Consider the following 17,207-nt stretch of genomic DNA (forward strand, 5'->3'; position numbering starts at 1 on the left):
ATGGGGAACGAGACGGACAAGAAGCCCACGCTCACGCGCGAGGAGAAGCTCGCGCTGCTCGCGAAGCGGTTGGAGAAGAAGCCGCGGCCCGCGTTGCCGCTGACGTTCTCCCAGCAGCGGATGTGGTCCCTGGAACAGCGCTCACCCGGGCTGCCGGCCTACCACCTGCCGCGGGTCCTGGAGCTGTCCGGCCGCCTGGACGTGGCCGTGCTGGAGCGGAGCCTCCAGGAAGTGGCGCGCCGCCACGATTCGCTGCGCACACACTTCGGCGAGGTCTCCGGCACACCGGTCCAGTTCGTCGACTCCCAGGCACGCCTGCCGCTCACGGTGGAGGGACTGGAAGACGTTCCGGAGGCGGCGCGCGAAGCCGCCGTGCGGCAGCGCATCCAGCTTGAGCTGGAGACACCGTTCGACCTGTCCCGCGGCCCGCTGGCTCGCGGGGTGCTGCTGCGCGTGGCACCGGAGCGTCACGTGCTCCTGGTGGTGGTGCACCACCTCGTCTCCGACCGTGTGTCCCTGGGCGTGCTCACCCAAGAGGTGGTGGCGCTCTATGACGCCTTTGCCCAGGGCCTGCCGTCGCCGCTGCCCGCATTGCCGCTCCAGTACGGGGATTATGCTTCCTGGCAGCGGGGAAAGCTCCGCGGTGACGCGCTCGACGCGCACCTGGAGTTCTGGCGCAAGCGGTTGGACGGCGCGCCGCATGAACTGGAGCTGCCCACGGACCGGCCGCGGCGCTCCGCGACGGGAAGGGCGGAGCAGCGCGGGGCCCTGTTGTCCGTGTCATGGGTGGAACGGCTCGAGTCCCTGGCACAGGCCGAAGGCGCCACGTTGTTCATGGCCGTGCTCGCCGGGCTCCAGGTCCTGCTTTCACGCTACACCGGGCAGAAGGACCTGCTCATCGGCGCCTCGTCTGCGAACCGGGATCGGCAGGAGACGACAGGGCAGGTGGGCCTCTTCGTCGAGCCGCTGGTCCTGCGAGCGGAACTCTCCGGCAGACCGGGCTTTCGTGAGGTGCTGCGCCGCGCGAAGGCGGACACGACGGAGGCCTTCGCGAACGCGCATGTTCCTTTCGAGCCGCTCCTGAAGGCACTGGGTGTGGAGCAGGACCCGACGCGCACACCGATGGTCCAGGTGCTCTTCGGGGAAGTCGACGCGCCGCCACCGCTTCGCGAGGTGCCAGGGCTGGCCGTGCGTGTGCTCGACGCGGAGGTGTCGAGCACCGACCTGGACCTGACCCTGTTGATGTCCCGCGGCCCTGAGGGCCTTGCGTTGACGGCCACGTACAACGCGGAGTTGTACGACGCGGCCACCATTGAAGGACTGTTGGGCCATCTGGAGACGCTGCTCGACGCGGCGGTGACGTCACCCGACCGGCCGGTGGAGACGCTGGCGATGCTCCGGGCCGAGGAGCGGCACCGGTTGCTGGTGACGTGGAACGGCGTGAACGAGCCCTTGCCTCCGGACGCCTGTGCCCATGCGTTGTTCGAAGCGCAGGTCGCGCGGACACCGGACGCCACCGCCGTGGTGTCCGGCGACGAGTCCGTGACGTATCGCGAGCTGAACGCGCGGGCGAACCTCGTGGCGGCGCGTCTGCGCACGCTCGGCGTGGGCCTGGAGTCCCGGGTGGCCGTGTGCGTGGAGCGCTCGGTCGACTTGCTGGCGGCGTTGCTGGGTGTGCTCAAGGCGGGTGGCGCCTACGTGCCGCTGGACCCGGAATATCCAGCGGAGCGGCTGGGCTCCATGCTGGAGGACAGCGGTGCTCTCGTGGTCGTGGCACGGCAGCCGTACCGCGAGAAGCTGGGTGAGGCGCCGGGGCGGGTGTGGTTGGACGTGGCTTCGCTCACGCCGGACGCGGAGGGGATGACGCCCGCGCCGGCCGTCGTCGTGCCACCGGAAGCCGCGGCGTACGTGCTCTACACGTCAGGCTCCACGGGGCGGCCGAAGGGCGTGGTGGTGCAGCACCGCTCGTTGGTGAGCTTCATTCGCGCGGAGTGGCAGGTCTGCCCGGTGGCGCCGGGCGACCGGGTGCTCCAGTTCGCGTCCATCAGTTGGGACACGAGCGCAGAGGAGATCTACCCGTGCCTCACGCGCGGCGGAACGCTGGTGCTGCGCACCCCCGAGATGCTGGACGTCCCGGACGTCTTCCTGGCCCGGTGTGAAGCGGCCGGCATCACCCAGCTCAACCTGCCCACGGCCTTCTGGCACGAGGTGACGGCGAGCCTGGATGAAGGCAAGGCGCGTCTGCCCTCGGGCTTGAAGTGGGTCGTCATTGGCGGCGAGCGCGCCATCCCCACGCGGGTGTCGCAGTGGCGGCAACGCGTGGGCCGCGCCGTTCCTCTGCTGAACACGTACGGCCTCACCGAAGTGACGGCGGTGGCCACGGCCGTGGATCTGACCACCGACGCGGAGGACTCCGGGCGCGAGGTGGCCATTGGCCGGCCGCTGACGAATGTCCGCATCTACGTCCTCGACGGGGAGCTGGAGCCAGTCCCCGCGGGCGTGGTGGGCGAGCTGTACGTCGGTGGCGAAGGTGTGGCGCGCGGGTATCTCAGCCGGCCGGAGCTGACCGCGGAGCGGTTCGTCCCCGCGCCGCAAGGGAACGGGGCGCGGCTGTACCGCACCGGCGACAAGGCGCGTTGGCGGCGGGACGGCGTACTGGAATACCTGGGCCGGGGTGACTTGCAGGTGAAGGTGCGCGGTCATCGCATCGAGCCTGGTGAGGTGGAGTCGGCGCTGCTCGGGCAGCCGGGCGTGCGCGAGGCGCTGGTCGTGGTGCGCGAGGATGCACCGGGCGACAAGCGACTGGTGGCCTACGTGGTGCCCCGTGATGGGCGCGTGCTGGAGGGCGGCGAGGTGCGCGCGGGCCTGGAGTCGCGCCTGCCGCGATTCATGGTGCCGCAGGCGGTGGTGGTGCTGGATCGGCTCCCGCTGCTTCCGAACGGGAAGGTGGACCGCAAGGCGCTCCCCGCGCCGGAGGCGGTGAGGGAGTCCCGAAGGGAGGCGTACGTCGCGCCTCGCACGCCCGTGGAGCAGATGCTCGCGGGCTTCTGGGCGGAGGTGCTGCGCCTGGAGTCGGTGGGGCTGCACGACAATTTCTTCGAGGTAGGCGGACACTCGCTGCTGGCCATGCAACTGGTCGCGCGGGTCCGTGAAGCCTTCCGGGTGGACCTGCCGCTGCGCGACGTCTTCGAGTCGGCCACGGTGGCGGCGCTCGCGGAGCGGATCTCCAGAGCGGTGGCGACCGCGGGCATTCCGGCGCCTCCGCTGAAGCGGCTGGATCGCGGCGGCACGGCGCCGCTGTCATTCGCGCAACAGCGCCTGTGGTTCCTGGCGCAGCTCGACCCGGCGAATACGTCCTACAACCTCTGGGCGCCCGTGCGCGTGGCGGGGGCGCTGGACGTCGGTGCGCTGGCACGAAGCTTCGAGGCGTTGGTCCGCCGGCATGAGGCGCTGCGCACCACGTTCCGCGCCGAAGGCGGGTCGCCGGTTCAGGTCATCTCGGCGGAGACCCAGGTGCCGCTGGAGGTGGTGGACCTGTCCGGGTTGCCGGAGGGCGAACGCGAGGCCGCGGCGAAGGCTCGGACCGAGGCGGAGGTGGGCCGTCCGTTCCAACTGGAGCAGGGGCCCTTGCTGCGCACGGCGCTGCTCAAGGTGTCCGAACAGGAGCACGTGCTGGTGCTGGTGATGCACCACATCGTGTCGGACTACTGGTCCATGGGCGTCCTCGTGCGGGAGGTGGCCGCGCTCTACGAGGCCTTGTCCCAGGGGCGTCCGGCGCGGTTGCCCGAGCTGTCCGTGCAGTACGCGGACTTCGCGATGTGGCAGCGCGATTGGCTCAAGGGGCAGGTGCTGGAGTCGCAGCTCGCGTACTGGCGGAAGCAGCTCGCTGGCGCGCCGCGGGCCTTGGCGCTGCCCACGGACAAACCGCGTCCCGCCGCGCAGACGTTCCGGGGCGCGAACCTCCATGTCCTGTGGCCGAAGGCGCTGTGGCGTGAGGTGGAGTCGCTCGGCCGGCGCGAGGGCGCGACGCCCTTCATGGTGTTGCTGGCCGCGTTCCAGACAGTGCTGTCGCGCTACTCGGGGCAGGACGACGTGAGCGTGGGGGCTCCCATCGCGGGGCGTTCGCACTCGGAGACGGAGGGGCTGATTGGCTTCTTCGTCAACACGCTGGTCCTGCGCTCGAAGCTGTCGCCCTCGCTGAGCTTCCGCGCGCTGTTGGGGCAGGTCCGCGAGGTGACGCTGGGCGCGTATGCGCACCAGGACGTGTCATTCGAGAAGCTGGTGGAGGAGCTTCATCCCGAGCGCGACCTGAGCCGGAGCCCGTTGTTCCAGGTGACGCTGACGCTTCAGAACACCCCCGCCGCCGAAGTCCAACTGAAAGGCATCACCCTCAAGGGACTGGCGGCAGAGGAGAAGACATCGAAGTTCGACCTGTCCCTGGTGGTGGAGGAGGTGCCGGACGGCGTCGTGGCGATGGTGAACTACAACAGCGACCTGTTCGAAGCCGGGACGATGGACCGGATGCTCGGACACTTGAAGGTGCTGTTGGAGGCCGCCGTCGCCGAGCCGGAGAAGCGGCTGCTTGAGCTGCCATTGATGGGCAGTGAGGAGCAGCAGCGGTTGGTGAAGGAGTGGAGCGGGACGGCGACTACGTATCCTCGCGATGCGAGCCTGAGTGCGCTCTTCGAGGAGCACGTGCAGCGGACGCCGGACGCGGTGGCGGTGGAGTACGAGGACCAGCGGTTGACGTACGCGGAGCTGAACCGGCGTGCGAACCAGTTGGCGCACCACCTGAAGGGAATGGGCGTGGGGCCCGAGGTGCGGGTGGGGCTGTGCGTGGAGCGCTCGCTGGAGCTGGTGGTGAGCGTGCTGGGCATCCTGAAGGCTGGAGGCGTGTACGTCCCGCTGGATGCGAGCTACCCGCTGGAGCGGCTGGAGTGGATGAAGGGAGAGGCACGCGTCGCGCTGCTGGTGGCGCAGGAGAAGCTGGCGGACGAGGTGGCCGCGGGTGGCGAGCTGGTGGTGTGCGTGGACACGGAGTGGGAGGCGCAGATTGCCTTGCAGCCGGAGAGCACGCCCGTCGCCAGCGTGGGCGGCGGAAACCTGGCGTATGTGATGTTCACGTCGGGAAGCACGGGGAAGCCGAAGGGCGTGGGGGTGCCGCACCGAGCAGTGTCACGCCTGGTGCTGGGGACGGACTTCGCGCACTTCGGGCCGGAGGAGGTATGGCTGCAACTGGCGCCCATTTCCTTCGACGCATCGACGTTGGAGGTATGGGGCGCGCTGCTGCACGGCTCGAAGCTGGTGGTGTACCCGGCGGGCACGCCGTCGCTGGAGGAGTTGGGCCGGAAGCTGGAGTCTTCAGGCGTGACGTCGCTGTGGCTGACGGCGGCGCTCTTCGAGCAGATGCAGGCGCGGCAGCCGAAGGCCCTGGCCAGTGTCCGTCAGTTGCTGGCGGGCGGCGACGCGCTGCCGGTGTCGCGCGTGAAGGAGCGACTGGCAGCGGGCGGCGTGCTCATCAACGGGTACGGCCCAACGGAGAACACGACGTTCTCCAGCACGTACCGGATGGAGAGGCCGGAGGAGGTTGGGGCCTCGGTGTCCATCGGCCGGCCGGTGAAGAACACGGTGGCCTACGTGCTGGACGGGGCAATGCGTCCAGTGCCGGTGGGAGTGCCCGGTGAGCTGTACGTGGGCGGAGACGGGCTGGCAGTGGGGTACGTGGGACGCCCGGAGTTGACGGCGGAGCGCTTCGTTCCGAGCCCATACGGCGACGGAGAGCGGCTGTACCGGACGGGCGACGTGGTGCGGTGGCTGGGGAACGGGACGTTGGAGTTCTTGGGCCGAGCGGACGCGCAGGTGAAGGTGCGTGGTTACCGCATTGAGCTGGGCGAAGTGGAAGCGGCGCTGGCCCAGCACAGTGGCGTCAACGAAGCGGTGGTGGTGGTTCGCGAGGACGGGAGTGAAGGAAAGCGGTTGGTGGCCTACGTCACGGCGCAGGAGGGTGCCTCGCTGGACGCGGGCGCGCTGCGAAGCCACGTGAAGCAGCGGCTGCCGGAGTACATGGTGCCGTCGGCGTATGTGGTGCTGGCGTCACTGCCACTGACGCCCAACGGGAAGGTGGACCGCAAGGCGCTGCCCGCGCCGGATGCACAAGGTCCGAAGACGGCGCACTTCGAGGCACCTCGAACCGCGACCGAACAGAAGCTGGCGTCCATCTTCACCGAGGTGCTGAACGTCGAGCGCGTCGGGCTCGACGGGGACTTCTTCGAACTGGGCGGGCACTCGCTGCTGGCAACGCAGTTGGTGTCGCGCGTCCGCGAGTCCTTCCAGGTGGAACTCCCCCTGAGAGACGTATTCGAGTCTCCGACGGTGGAGAAACTGGCCCTTAGGTTGGAGGAAGTGCAGGCGGGGGCTTCAGCCCTTCACGCACCGCCCTTGAAGCGAGTGCCACGGTTGGGAGCACTGCCGCTGTCATTCGCGCAGCAGCGACTGTGGTTCCTCGAACAGCTGGAGCCAGGGAGCCCCGTCTACAACATCCCCTTGGCCATCCGGCTCTCGGGCGCTCTGACGGTGGACGCACTGGAGCGCGCGCTCTGTGAGTTGGTGCGCCGTCATGAAGTCCTCCGAACGACGTTCCGCACAGAGGGCGGGACGCCCGTGCAGATCGTCTCCCAGCAGGCGGTGAACGCCCTGCCGGTGGTGGACCTGTCGTCGCTCTCGTCCGACGCGGCCGAGGCGGAGGTCCATCGACTGCTGCGTGAGGAGGCCCTCCGCGGATTCGACCTCACCAGTGGACCGTTGCTTCGCACGCGGTTGCTGAAGCGCTCCGAGGCGGAGCATGTGCTCCTGGCGAACATGCACCACATCGTCTCGGACGGGTGGTCCATGGGCGTCATCGTCCGGGAACTCGCGGGCCTCTACGGCGCCTTCCGCGAAGGACAGCCGTCGCCGCTGCCCGAACTGGACGTGCAATACGGTGACTTCTCCTCGTGGCAGCGCGCCTGGCTGGAGAGTGGCGCGCTTCAGCGGCAACTGGACTGGTGGCGTCAGCAGCTCGAAGGAGCCCCTCAGGTCCTCTCGATTCCCACGGACAGGCCGCTGCCCGCGGTGCAGACGTTCCGGGGCGCGAATCTCCCGGTGAGCCTCCCTCCGGCGCTGTCCTCAGGCGTGAAGGCGCTGGCGCAGCGGCATGGCGCGACGCCGTTCATGGTGCTGCTGGCGGGCTTCCAGGCCTTGTTGGCCCGGTACTCGGGCCAGGACGACCTGGTGGTGGGAACGCCCGTCGCCGGACGCAACCGGGCGGAGACGGAAGGGCTCATCGGCTTCTTCGTCAACACCCTGGCGCTGCGGGCACGTCCGTCCGCGGAGAAGCCGTTCCTCACGCTGCTCCGCGAGGTGAAGGACGCGGCGCTGGGCGCCTATGCGCATCAGGACGTTCCCTTCGAGCAGCTCGTGGAAGAGCTCCAGCCGGAGCGCACCCTCAGCCACTCGCCGCTGTTCCAGGTGATGTTCTCCCTGCAGAACACGCCTGTGCCGGAGGCGCTCGTGCCCGGGCTGTCGATGAGCGCGATGGACACGGAGATCGGCGCCGCGAAGTTCTTCCTGACGCTGGCGTTGGAGGACCTGCCGGAGGGCTTCTCCGGCGTCTTCGAATACAACGCGGACCTCTTCGAGCCGGCCACCATCCAGGGCATGGCCGCGCACTGGCTCACGCTGTTGGCGGCTGCCGTGGCCTCCCCGGACCGCCGTTTGTCCGAGCTGCCGCTGCTCTCTCCTCAGGAGCGGCACCAGCTCCTGGTCGAATGGAACGACACAGCGGCGGAGTATCCGCGCGATACGCCCGTGCATGTGCAGTTGGCGAACCTCGCGATGCGCATCCCGGAGACGGTGGCGCTCGCGTGGGAGGGTGGGCAGCTCACCTTCGCGGAGTTGATGGCGCGCAGCCACGTGCTGGCGGCGCATTTGCGGCGGCTGGGTGTGGGCCCCGAGGTCCGAGTGGGTCTCTGCGCGCGCCGCTCGCCGGAGCTGGTGGTGGGGCTGCTCGCCATCCTGGAGGCCGGTGGGGCCTGGGTGCCGCTGGAGCCGGAGGCTCCCCGTGAGCGATTGGCGCGCATCCTGGAGGACGCGGCGCCCGCGGTGCTCGTCACTCAGCGGGCGCTGCGGGACGTGGTGCCCGCGGCCTCGATGCCCGTGGTGTTGCTCGAGGATGACCTTGGGGCAGTCGCTGCTGAGCCTTGGCGTGCGAGTGCGGTGGCGGACAACGCCGCCTACGTGCTCTTCACCTCGGGGTCCACGGGACGTCCCAAGGGCGTGCTCGTCTCCCACCGCGCACTGGCTCGACACACGGCGTGGTTCATCGCCGCGTTGAAGCTGGGCACGGGAGACCGGGTGTTGCAGAAGGCCTCTGCTGGCTTCGACGCCTCGGTGCCCGAGCTGCTGGCCACGCTGGTCTCCGGCGCTCGGCTGGTCATCGCACCGCCCGATGCCGAGAGCGACACCGAGGTGCTGCTGGCCGCGTTGGAACGCCTGCGGGTCACGGTGCTCCAGTTGGTTCCGTCACAGCTGCGCGTCTTGTTGGCGCATGAAGATGTGGCGCGAGCCTCGGGCCTGAGGGTGCTGGTGTCCGGGGGCGAGGCGCTGCCGGTGGAGCTCGTTCACCAGGCCCGGGCGCGGCTGCCGTCCACGACCGTCATCAATGCGTACGGACCGACCGAGACCACGGTCGATGCCACGGCGTGGCTGGGCGGCGACCTGGGCGAAGGCCCCTTCGCGCCCATTGGCCGGCCCATCGCGAACACCCAGGCCTACGTCCTGGATGTACAGGGCCAGCCAGTCCCGGTGGGCGTCCCGGGCGAACTCTTCGTCGGTGGAGATGGCCTGGCTCGCGGCTACGTGGGCCGGGCGGACCTGACGGCGGAGCGCTTCGTGCCGGACGCCTTTGGACGTGCGCCGGGCGCCCGGCTCTACCGCACGGGTGACCAGGTGCGGTGGCGCTCGGGAGGCTCGCTGGAGTTCCTGGGCCGCGTGGACACGCAGGTGAAGATGCGGGGGCACCGCGTCGAACCCGGCGAGGTGGAAGCGGTGCTGGCGGAGCACCCGGCCGTCCACGTCGCCGTGGTGGTCGCGCGGAAGGAGGCTTCGGACGAGACGCGGCTCGTGGCCTACGTGGTGCCAGCGGATGCGTCAGGAGCCGTGGAGGCCGCGGCGCTGCGGGCCTTCCTGGGGGAGCGTCTGCCTCCGGCGATGGTGCCTTCGTGGTTCGTCGTCTTGGAGTCGCTGCCGCTGCTGCCTAGCGGGAAGGTGGACCGCAAGGCGCTGCCGGCGCCAGACGTGGACGTCAGCGAGCGACAGTACGTCGCACCGCGCACCCCGACGGAAGAGCTGCTCTGCGGATTCTTCAGCCGTGTGCTGGGCGTGGAGCGTGTAGGCATCCACGACGGCTTCTTCGAACTGGGGGGCCACTCGCTCCTCGCGACGCAGTTCGTCTCGAGGGTGCGTTCGGCCTTCCGGGTGGAGCTCGCGCTGCGGGAGTTGTTCGAGGCGCCCACGGTGGCGGAGCTGGCGCGTCGCATCGATCAGGCGAAGCGGTCTGGGGCCGAGCTGCCTGTGCTTCGAAGCCCGGCGGTGCCGCACGCCCGTGAGCTGCCTTTGTCGTTCGCGCAGCAGCGACTGTGGTTCCTGGATCAGCTCCAGCCGGGGAGCGCGTTCTACAACGTGTCCGCGGTGGTGAAGTTGACGGGCCCGTTGGACCCGCGCGCGCTGGAGTGGAGCTTCGAGGAGCTGGTACGCCGCCATGAGCCCCTGCGGACGACCTTCCGCGCCGAGGGTGGAACTCCGGTGCAGGTCATCTCGGCCGAGCCGACGCTTGCCTTCGCCGTGGTGTCCCTGGAAGCGCTGGAGGACGCCGAGCGTGATGCCGCCGCGAAGCGCTGGGCTGAAGACGAAGCCCAGCGGCCCTTCGACCTGAAGAAGGGGCCATTGCTGCGGGCCACGCTGCTACAGCTGCGAGAGCGGGAGCATGTGCTGGTGCTGGTGATGCACCACATCGTGTCGGACGAATGGTCCATGGGCATCCTCGTGCGCGAGGTGGCCGCGCTCTACGAGTCGCTGTCCCAGGGACAGCGCTCCCCGTTGCCGGACCTTCCTCTTCAGTACGGTGATTTCGCCGTCTGGCAGCACGCGTGGCTGGCAGACGACGTGTTGGAGGCGCAGCTCGGATACTGGCGACAGCAGCTCGCTGGAGCGCCGAGTGCGTTGGCGTTGCCCACGGACAAGCCTCGCCCGGCGACGCAGACGTTCCGCGGGGGCATGCAGGAGGCGCTCTGGCCCTCCGAGCGATGGGCCGCGGTGAAGGCGCTCGGGCAGAGGGAGGGCGCGACACCGTTCATGGTGCTGCTCGCGGCCTTTCAGGCGGTGCTGTCGCGCTACTCGGGGCAGGACGACGTGAGCGTGGGCTCGCCCATCGCGGGCCGCACGCGCGAGGAGACGGAGGGGCTGATTGGCTTCTTCGTCAACACGTTGGTGCTGCGGACGAAGGTGTCCCCGGCGTTGAGCTTCCGGGAACTGTTGGCACAGGTCCGCGAAGTGACGCTGGGGGCGTATGCGCACCAGGACGTGCCGTTCGAGAAGCTGGTGGAGGAGCTTCATCCCGAGCGTGACCTGAGCCGGAGCCCGTTGTTCCAGGTGACGCTGACGCTGCAGAACACGCCTTTCTCCGAGGTCCAACTGCGGGAGTTGACGCTGACGGGCGTCGACGCCGAGGAGAAGACCTCGAAGTTCGATTTGTCACTGCTCGCGGAAGAGGTGCCGCACGGGTTCTCCGTGGCGGTGAACTACAACAGCGACCTGTTCGAGGCCGCGACGATGGAGCGGCTACTGGGGCACCTGCGAGTGTTCCTGGACGCCGCTGTGAGTGCGCCAGAGACCCGGCTGCTCGATTTGCCGCTGATGGAGAGCGAAGAGCGGCAGCGATTGGTGAAGGAGTGGAGCGGGACGGCGACTGCGTATCCTCGCGATGCGAGCCTGAGTGTCCTCTTCGAGGAGCAGGTTCAGCGGACGCCGGACGCGGTGGCGGTGGAGTACGAGGCCCAGCGGCTGACGTACGCGGAGCTGAACCGTCGCGCGAACCAGTTGGCACATCACCTGAAGGGCATGGGCGTGGGGCCCGAGGTGCGGGTGGGGCTGTGCGTGGAGCGCTCCCTGGAGTTGGTGGTGAGCGTGCTGGGCATTTTGAAGGCGGGAGGCGTGTACGTCCCGCTGGATGCGAGCTACCCGCTGGAGCGGCTGGCGTGGATGAAGCATGAGGCACGCGTCGCGCTGCTGGTGGCACAGGAGAAGCTGGCGGACGAGGTGGCCGCGGGTGGCGAGTTGGTGGTGTGCGTGGACACGGAGTGGGACACGCAGATTGCCTTGCAGCCGGAGAGCACGCCCGTCGCCAGCGTGGGCGGCGGAAACCTGGCGTATGTGATGTTCACGTCGGGAAGCACGGGGAAGCCGAAGGGCGTGGGGGTGCCGCACCGAGCAGTGTCACGCCTGGTGCTGGGGACGGACTTCGCGCACTTCGGGCCGGAGGAGGTGTGGCTGCAACTGGCGCCCATCTCCTTCGACGCATCGACGCTGGAGGTGTGGGGCGCGCTGCTGCACGGGGCAAAGCTGGTGGTGTACCCAGCGGGCACGCCGTCGCTGGAGGAGTTGGGCCGGAAGCTGGAGTCTTCAAGCGTGACGTCGCTGTGGCTGACGGCGGCGCTGTTCGAGCAGATGCAGGCGCGGCAGCCGAAGGCCCTGGCCAACGTCCGTCAGTTGCTGGCCGGTGGCGACGCGCTGCCGGTGTCGCGCGTGAAGGAGCGGCTAGCGGCAGGTGGCCTGCTCATCAACGGGTACGGCCCGACGGAGAACACGACGTTCTCCAGCACGTACCGGATGGAGAGGCTGGAGGAAGTGGGCGCTTCGGTGTCCATCGGCCGTCCGGTGAAGAACACGGTGGCCTACGTGCTGGACGGTGCAATGCGTCCAGTGCCGGTGGGAGTGCCTGGCGAGCTGTACGTGGGCGGAGACGGGCTGGCAGTGGGGTACGTGGGACGCCCGGAGTTGACGGCGGAGCGCTTCGTTCCGAGCCCATACGGCGACGGAGAGCGGCTGTACCGGACGGGCGACGTGGTGCGGTGGCTGGGGAACGGGACGTTGGAGTTCCTGGGCCGAGCGGACGCGCAGGTGAAGGTGCGCGGTTACCGCATTGAGCTGGGCGAAGTGGAAGCAGCGCTGGCCCAGCACAGTGGCGTCAACGAAGCGGTGGTGGTGGCCCGCGAGGACGGGGAGGGCAAGCGACTGGTGGCGTATGTGACCGCGCAAGAGGGCGCGGAGCTGGAGGGCAGTGCGCTGCGAAGCCACGTGAAGCAGCGGCTGCCGGAGTACATGGTGCCGTCGGCGTACGTGGTGCTGGAGGCGCTGCCGCTGACGCCCAACGGCAAGGTGGACCGCAAGGCACTGCCAGCCCCGGAGGCCGAAGGTCCGAAGACGGCGCACTTCGAGACACCTCGAACCGCGACCGAACAGAAGCTGGCCGCTATCTTCACAGAGGTGCTGAACGTCGAGCGCGTCGGGCTCGACGGGGACTTCTTCGAACTGGGCGGGCACTCGCTGCTGGCCACGCAGTTGGTCTCGCGCGTTCGCGAGGCCTTCCACGTCGAATTGCCTCTACGGGACGTCTTCGAGGCGCCCACGGTAGAGAAGCTCGCCCAGCGGCTCGATACGGCAGCGAAAAGCGTACAGGTTCTGCATGTGCCGCCGCCGACGCGAGTCGAGCGAACCGGGCCGTTGCCGCTGTCGTTCGCGCAGCAGCGCCTGTGGTTCCTCGACCAGTTGGAGCCGGGCAGCTCGTCCTACAACATCCCCATCGCGGTGAAGCTGACGGGGACAGTGCGGGTGGACGCGCTGGAGCAAGCCTTCAAGGCGCTGGTGCTCCGGCACGAGTCGCTGCGCACGACCTTCCAGAGCAGTGGTGGCGCGCCGGTTCAGATCATCGCAGCGGAGTCGGAAGTCCAGCTGCGCGCGGTGGACCTGAGCGGTTTGTCCGAGGCTGAAAGAACCCTGGAAGCCCAGCGCCTGATCGCCGAAGAGGCAGCGCTTCCGTTCAGCCTGACGCGCGGCCCATTGCTGCGCACGGTATTGCTGAAGCTGTCCGAGCAGGAGCACGTGCTGGTGCTGGTGATGCACCACATCGTGTCGGACGGCTGGTCCATGGGCGTGCTCGTCCGCGAGGTCGCCGCGTTGTATGAGGCGTGCTCGCAGGGCCTGCCGTCGCCGCTGCCGGAGCTTCCGCTCCAGTACGCGGACTACGCGGTGTGGCAGCGCGAGTGGCTCCAGGGAGAGGTCCTGGCGTCACAGCTCGCCTGGTGGAAGGAGCAGCTCCAGGGGGCCTCGCAGGCGCTGGAGTTTCCCACGGACAAGCCGCGCCCCGCGGTGCAGACGTTCCGTGGCGCCAGCCGGGATGTGCAGTGGCCGCGCGACCTGTGGGAGTCGGTCAAGGTGCTCGCGCATCGTGAAGGCGCCACGCCATTCATGGTGCTGCTCGCGGCGTTCCAGACGGTACTGTCGCGCTACTCGGGGCAGGACGACGTTTGTGTGGGCTCGCCCATCGCCAACCGCACCCGGGCCGAGACGGAGGGGCTGATTGGCTTCTTCATCAACACGCTCGTCCTTCGTGCGCGACTCGCCGGAAACCCCACGTTCCGGGAGCTGTTGGCGCAGGTCCGCGAACGGACGCTCGGCGCGTATGCGCACCAGGACATCCCCTTCGAGCGACTGGTGGAGGAGCTCAAGCCAGAGCGCGACTTGAGCCGCAGCCCACTCTTCCAGGTGATGTTCATCCTGCAGAACACGCCCACCGTGGAGTTGCACCTGCCGGGCCTGACGCTCGCGGGAATGGACGGTGACTCGCGCACGTCGAAGTTCGACCTCACCCTGGAGCTGACCGAGACACCGCAGGGGTTGTCAGTCAGCACCGTGTACAACAGCGACCTCTTCGAGCCCGAGACGATGGACCGGCTGACGGGCCATCTGCGCGTGTTGCTGGAGGCCGCGGTCCAGACGCCGGATGCTCGGTTGGGCGAGCTTCCGCTGCTGGGCACAGAGGAGCAGCGCCGGCTGCTCGTGGAGTGGAACGACACCCGCACCGACTTCGTTCCCGACACCATCCAGGCCCTCTTCGAGGCGCAGGCCGCGAAGACGCCTGAAGCGCTCGCGGTCGTCGCGGAAGACTCGCGGCTGACCTACGACGCGCTGAATCGGCGGGCCAACCAACTGGCGCACCACCTGCGTTCGCTGGGCGTCGGTCCGGATGTTCCCGTGGGCTTGTACCTGGACCGCTCGGCCAGTGCCCTGGTGGGCCTGTGGGGCATTCTCAAGGCGGGTGGGGCCTATGTGCCGCTGGACGTCACGTTCCCGGCCGAGCGCATCCGAAGCGTGCTCGCGGACGCGGGGGCCCGCGCGCTGGTCACGCAGGCGGCCCTGGCGGAGGTGCTGCGCTGGGACGCGGGCGGGGTGGTCCGCCTGGATGCGGACGCGTCTTCTCTGTCGGAACGGAGCGAGCGCAACCCGGAGCCCGTGGCGGCGCCGGAGAACCTTGCCTACGTCATCTTCACGTCTGGCTCCACGGGGCGGCCGAAGGGCGTGGCCATCGAGCACCGGCAACTGGTGCACTACGTAGACGGCGTCACGCGCCGGTTGGACCTGCCGGGAGGCGCGTCGTTTGCCTCCGTGTCCACGCTGGCGGCGGACCTGGGACACACCGCTGTCTTCCCGACGCTCTGCCGAGGCGGCGCGCTGCACCTCGTGTCTCGCGAGGGCGCGTCGGACCCGGCCGCCCTGGCCTCGCTCTTCGAGCGCGAGGCCGTGGACTGCCTGAAGATCGTCCCCGCGCACTTGCAGGCGCTCCTGGCCTCTGGGGAGCCCGAGCGGGTATTGCCACGCCAGCGCCTGGTGCTGGGCGGTGACGTCTCGGATTGGGCGCTGATGGACCGGGTGCATGAACTGTCACCGGACCTGGTGGTGTTCAACCACTACGGGCCCTCCGAGACGACCGTGGGTGTGCTCACGCTCTTGGTGGCGCGTGGACCGCGGGGCCGTGTGTCGGCGTCGGTGCCGCTGGGGCGGCCGATCCCGAACGCGCGCGTCTACGTGCTGGATGCGTACCTGCGCCCGGTGCCCGTGGGTGTCCCGGGGGAGCTGTGCATCAGTGGAAGGACCGTGGGCCGCGGCTACCTGGGCCGGGCGGACCTGACCGCCGAGCGCTTCGTGCCGGATGCGTACTCGGACGAGCCGGGGGCGCGGATGTACCGGACGGGAGACCGGGCTCGGCTGCTCGCGGATGGCCGGGTGGAGTTCCTGGGCCGCATGGATGACCAGCTCAAGGTCCGCGGCTACCGCGTGGAGCTGGGTGAGGTGGAAGCGGCGCTGGAGCGGCACCCCTCGGTGCGTGAGTCGGTCGTGGTGGCTCACGAGCGCGGGACGGAGGGCAAGCGCCTGGTGGGCTACGCCGTATCGAAGCCGGGCCACACGCTGGAGGCCGACGCGCTTCGTGACTTCCTGGGCCAGACGCTGCCCGAGTACATGGTGCCGCAGGCGTTGGTAATCCTGGAGGCGCTGCCGTTGACGCCCAACGGCAAGGTGAACCGCAAGGCGCTGCCGGCGCCGGACTTCCAGGCCGTGGACACCGAGGCGTTCGTCGCGCCGCGCACGGCCACGGAAGCGCTGGTGGCGGGGCTGTTCTCCGAGGTGCTGGGGCTCGACCGTGTTGGGGTCCACAGTGGCTTCTTTGAACTGGGAGGGCACTCGCTGCTGGCGACGCAGGCCATCTCCCGGATTCGTGGCGCCTTCGGTGTCGAGCTGCCATTGAGAGACCTCTTCGAGGCACCCACGGTGGCCGCGCTCGCCGAGCGGGTGGACCGCTGGGTACGCGCCGGAGCGGGCTTCGCCGCGCCTCCGTTGAAGCCGCGGGCGGGACGGACGAGCGTCCTGCCGCTGTCGTTCGCACAGCAGCGCTTGTGGTTCCTGGAGCAGTTCGCGCCGGGGAGTGCTTTCTATAACGTGCCGGCGGTGGTGAAGCTGTCGGGGCCGCTCGACGTGCTCGCGCTGGAGCGCAGCTTCGACGCGCTGGTTCGTCGCCATGAATCCCTGCGGACGACCTTCCGCGCCGACGGCGGGTCGCCCGTGCAGGTCATCGCACCCGCGGGGCAGGTGGCGTTCACGGTCGAGGACCTGAGCGGGCTGCCTGACGCGGAGCAGGAGGCACGGCGCCGAGCGGACATTGAGGCACTTCGGCCGTTCGAGCTGGCCCAGGGGCCGTTGCTGCGGACCACGCTGCTTCGGCTCGGCGAGCGGGAGCATGTCCTGGTGCTGATGACGCACCACATCGTGTCCGACGGCTGGTCAATGGGCGTCCTCGTGCGAGAAGTCGCGGCGCTGTACGAGGCCTTCTCCCAGGGCCGTCCATCCCCCCTGCCGGAACTGCCGGTGCAGTACCCGGACTACGCGGTCTGGCAGCGCGAGTGGCTGAAGGGCGAGGTGCTGGAGGCGCAGCTCGGGTACTGGAAGCAACGTCTGGAAGGAGCGCCCGCGGCGCTGGAGCTGCCGACCGACAAGACGAGGCCCGCCGTCCAGACGTATGGCGGAGCGCTGCGGCACGAGGTGTGGCCCAAGGCACTCTGGCGCGACATGGAGGCGCTCGGCCGGCGCGAAGGTGCGACGCCGTTCATGGTGTTGCTGGCGGCTTTCCAGGTGGTGCTGTCCAAGTATGCGGGGCAGGAGGACGTGTGCGTGGGGGCTCCCATCGCGGGGCGCACGCAAGGAGAGACGGAGGGGCTGATTGGCTTCTTCGCGAACATGCTGGTGCTGCGGACGAAGGTGTCTCCGGCGTCGAACTTCCGTGAGCTGCTCGCTCAGGTACGGGAGGTGACGCTGGGGGCGTATGCGCACCAGGACGTGCCGTTCGAGAAGCTGGTGGAGGAACTCCAGCCCGAGCGTGACCTGAGCCGGAGTCCGCTGTTCCAGGTGACGCTGACGCTGCAGAACACGCCTGGGACGGAGGTGGCGCTCGGGGACGGACTCACGCTTTCCGGCATGGACTCGGAGGGGCGGACGTCGAAGTTCGACCTGTCACTGGTGGTGGAGGAGGTGCCGGATGGCCTGGTGGTGGCGGCGAACTACAA

1 protein-coding gene (cut by a window edge) is annotated in these 17,207 nt (G+C 69.2%); it reads left to right on the forward strand.

Going from position 1 to position 17,207, the window contains the following annotated elements; translation table 11 throughout:
- On the forward strand, nucleotides 1-17,207 hold the 5' portion of the coding sequence (locus tag KGD87_RS07345) for a non-ribosomal peptide synthase/polyketide synthase (RefSeq protein WP_284666763.1). It continues 18,604 nt past the right edge of the window; only the first 17,207 of its 35,811 coding nucleotides appear in the window; its start codon is at nucleotides 1-3; its stop codon lies beyond the right edge, outside the window.

Origin of the sequence: Myxococcus sp. SDU36 (assembly GCF_030168875.1) — a bacterium.
Taxonomy (GTDB): Bacteria; Myxococcota; Myxococcia; order Myxococcales; family Myxococcaceae; genus Myxococcus; species Myxococcus vastator.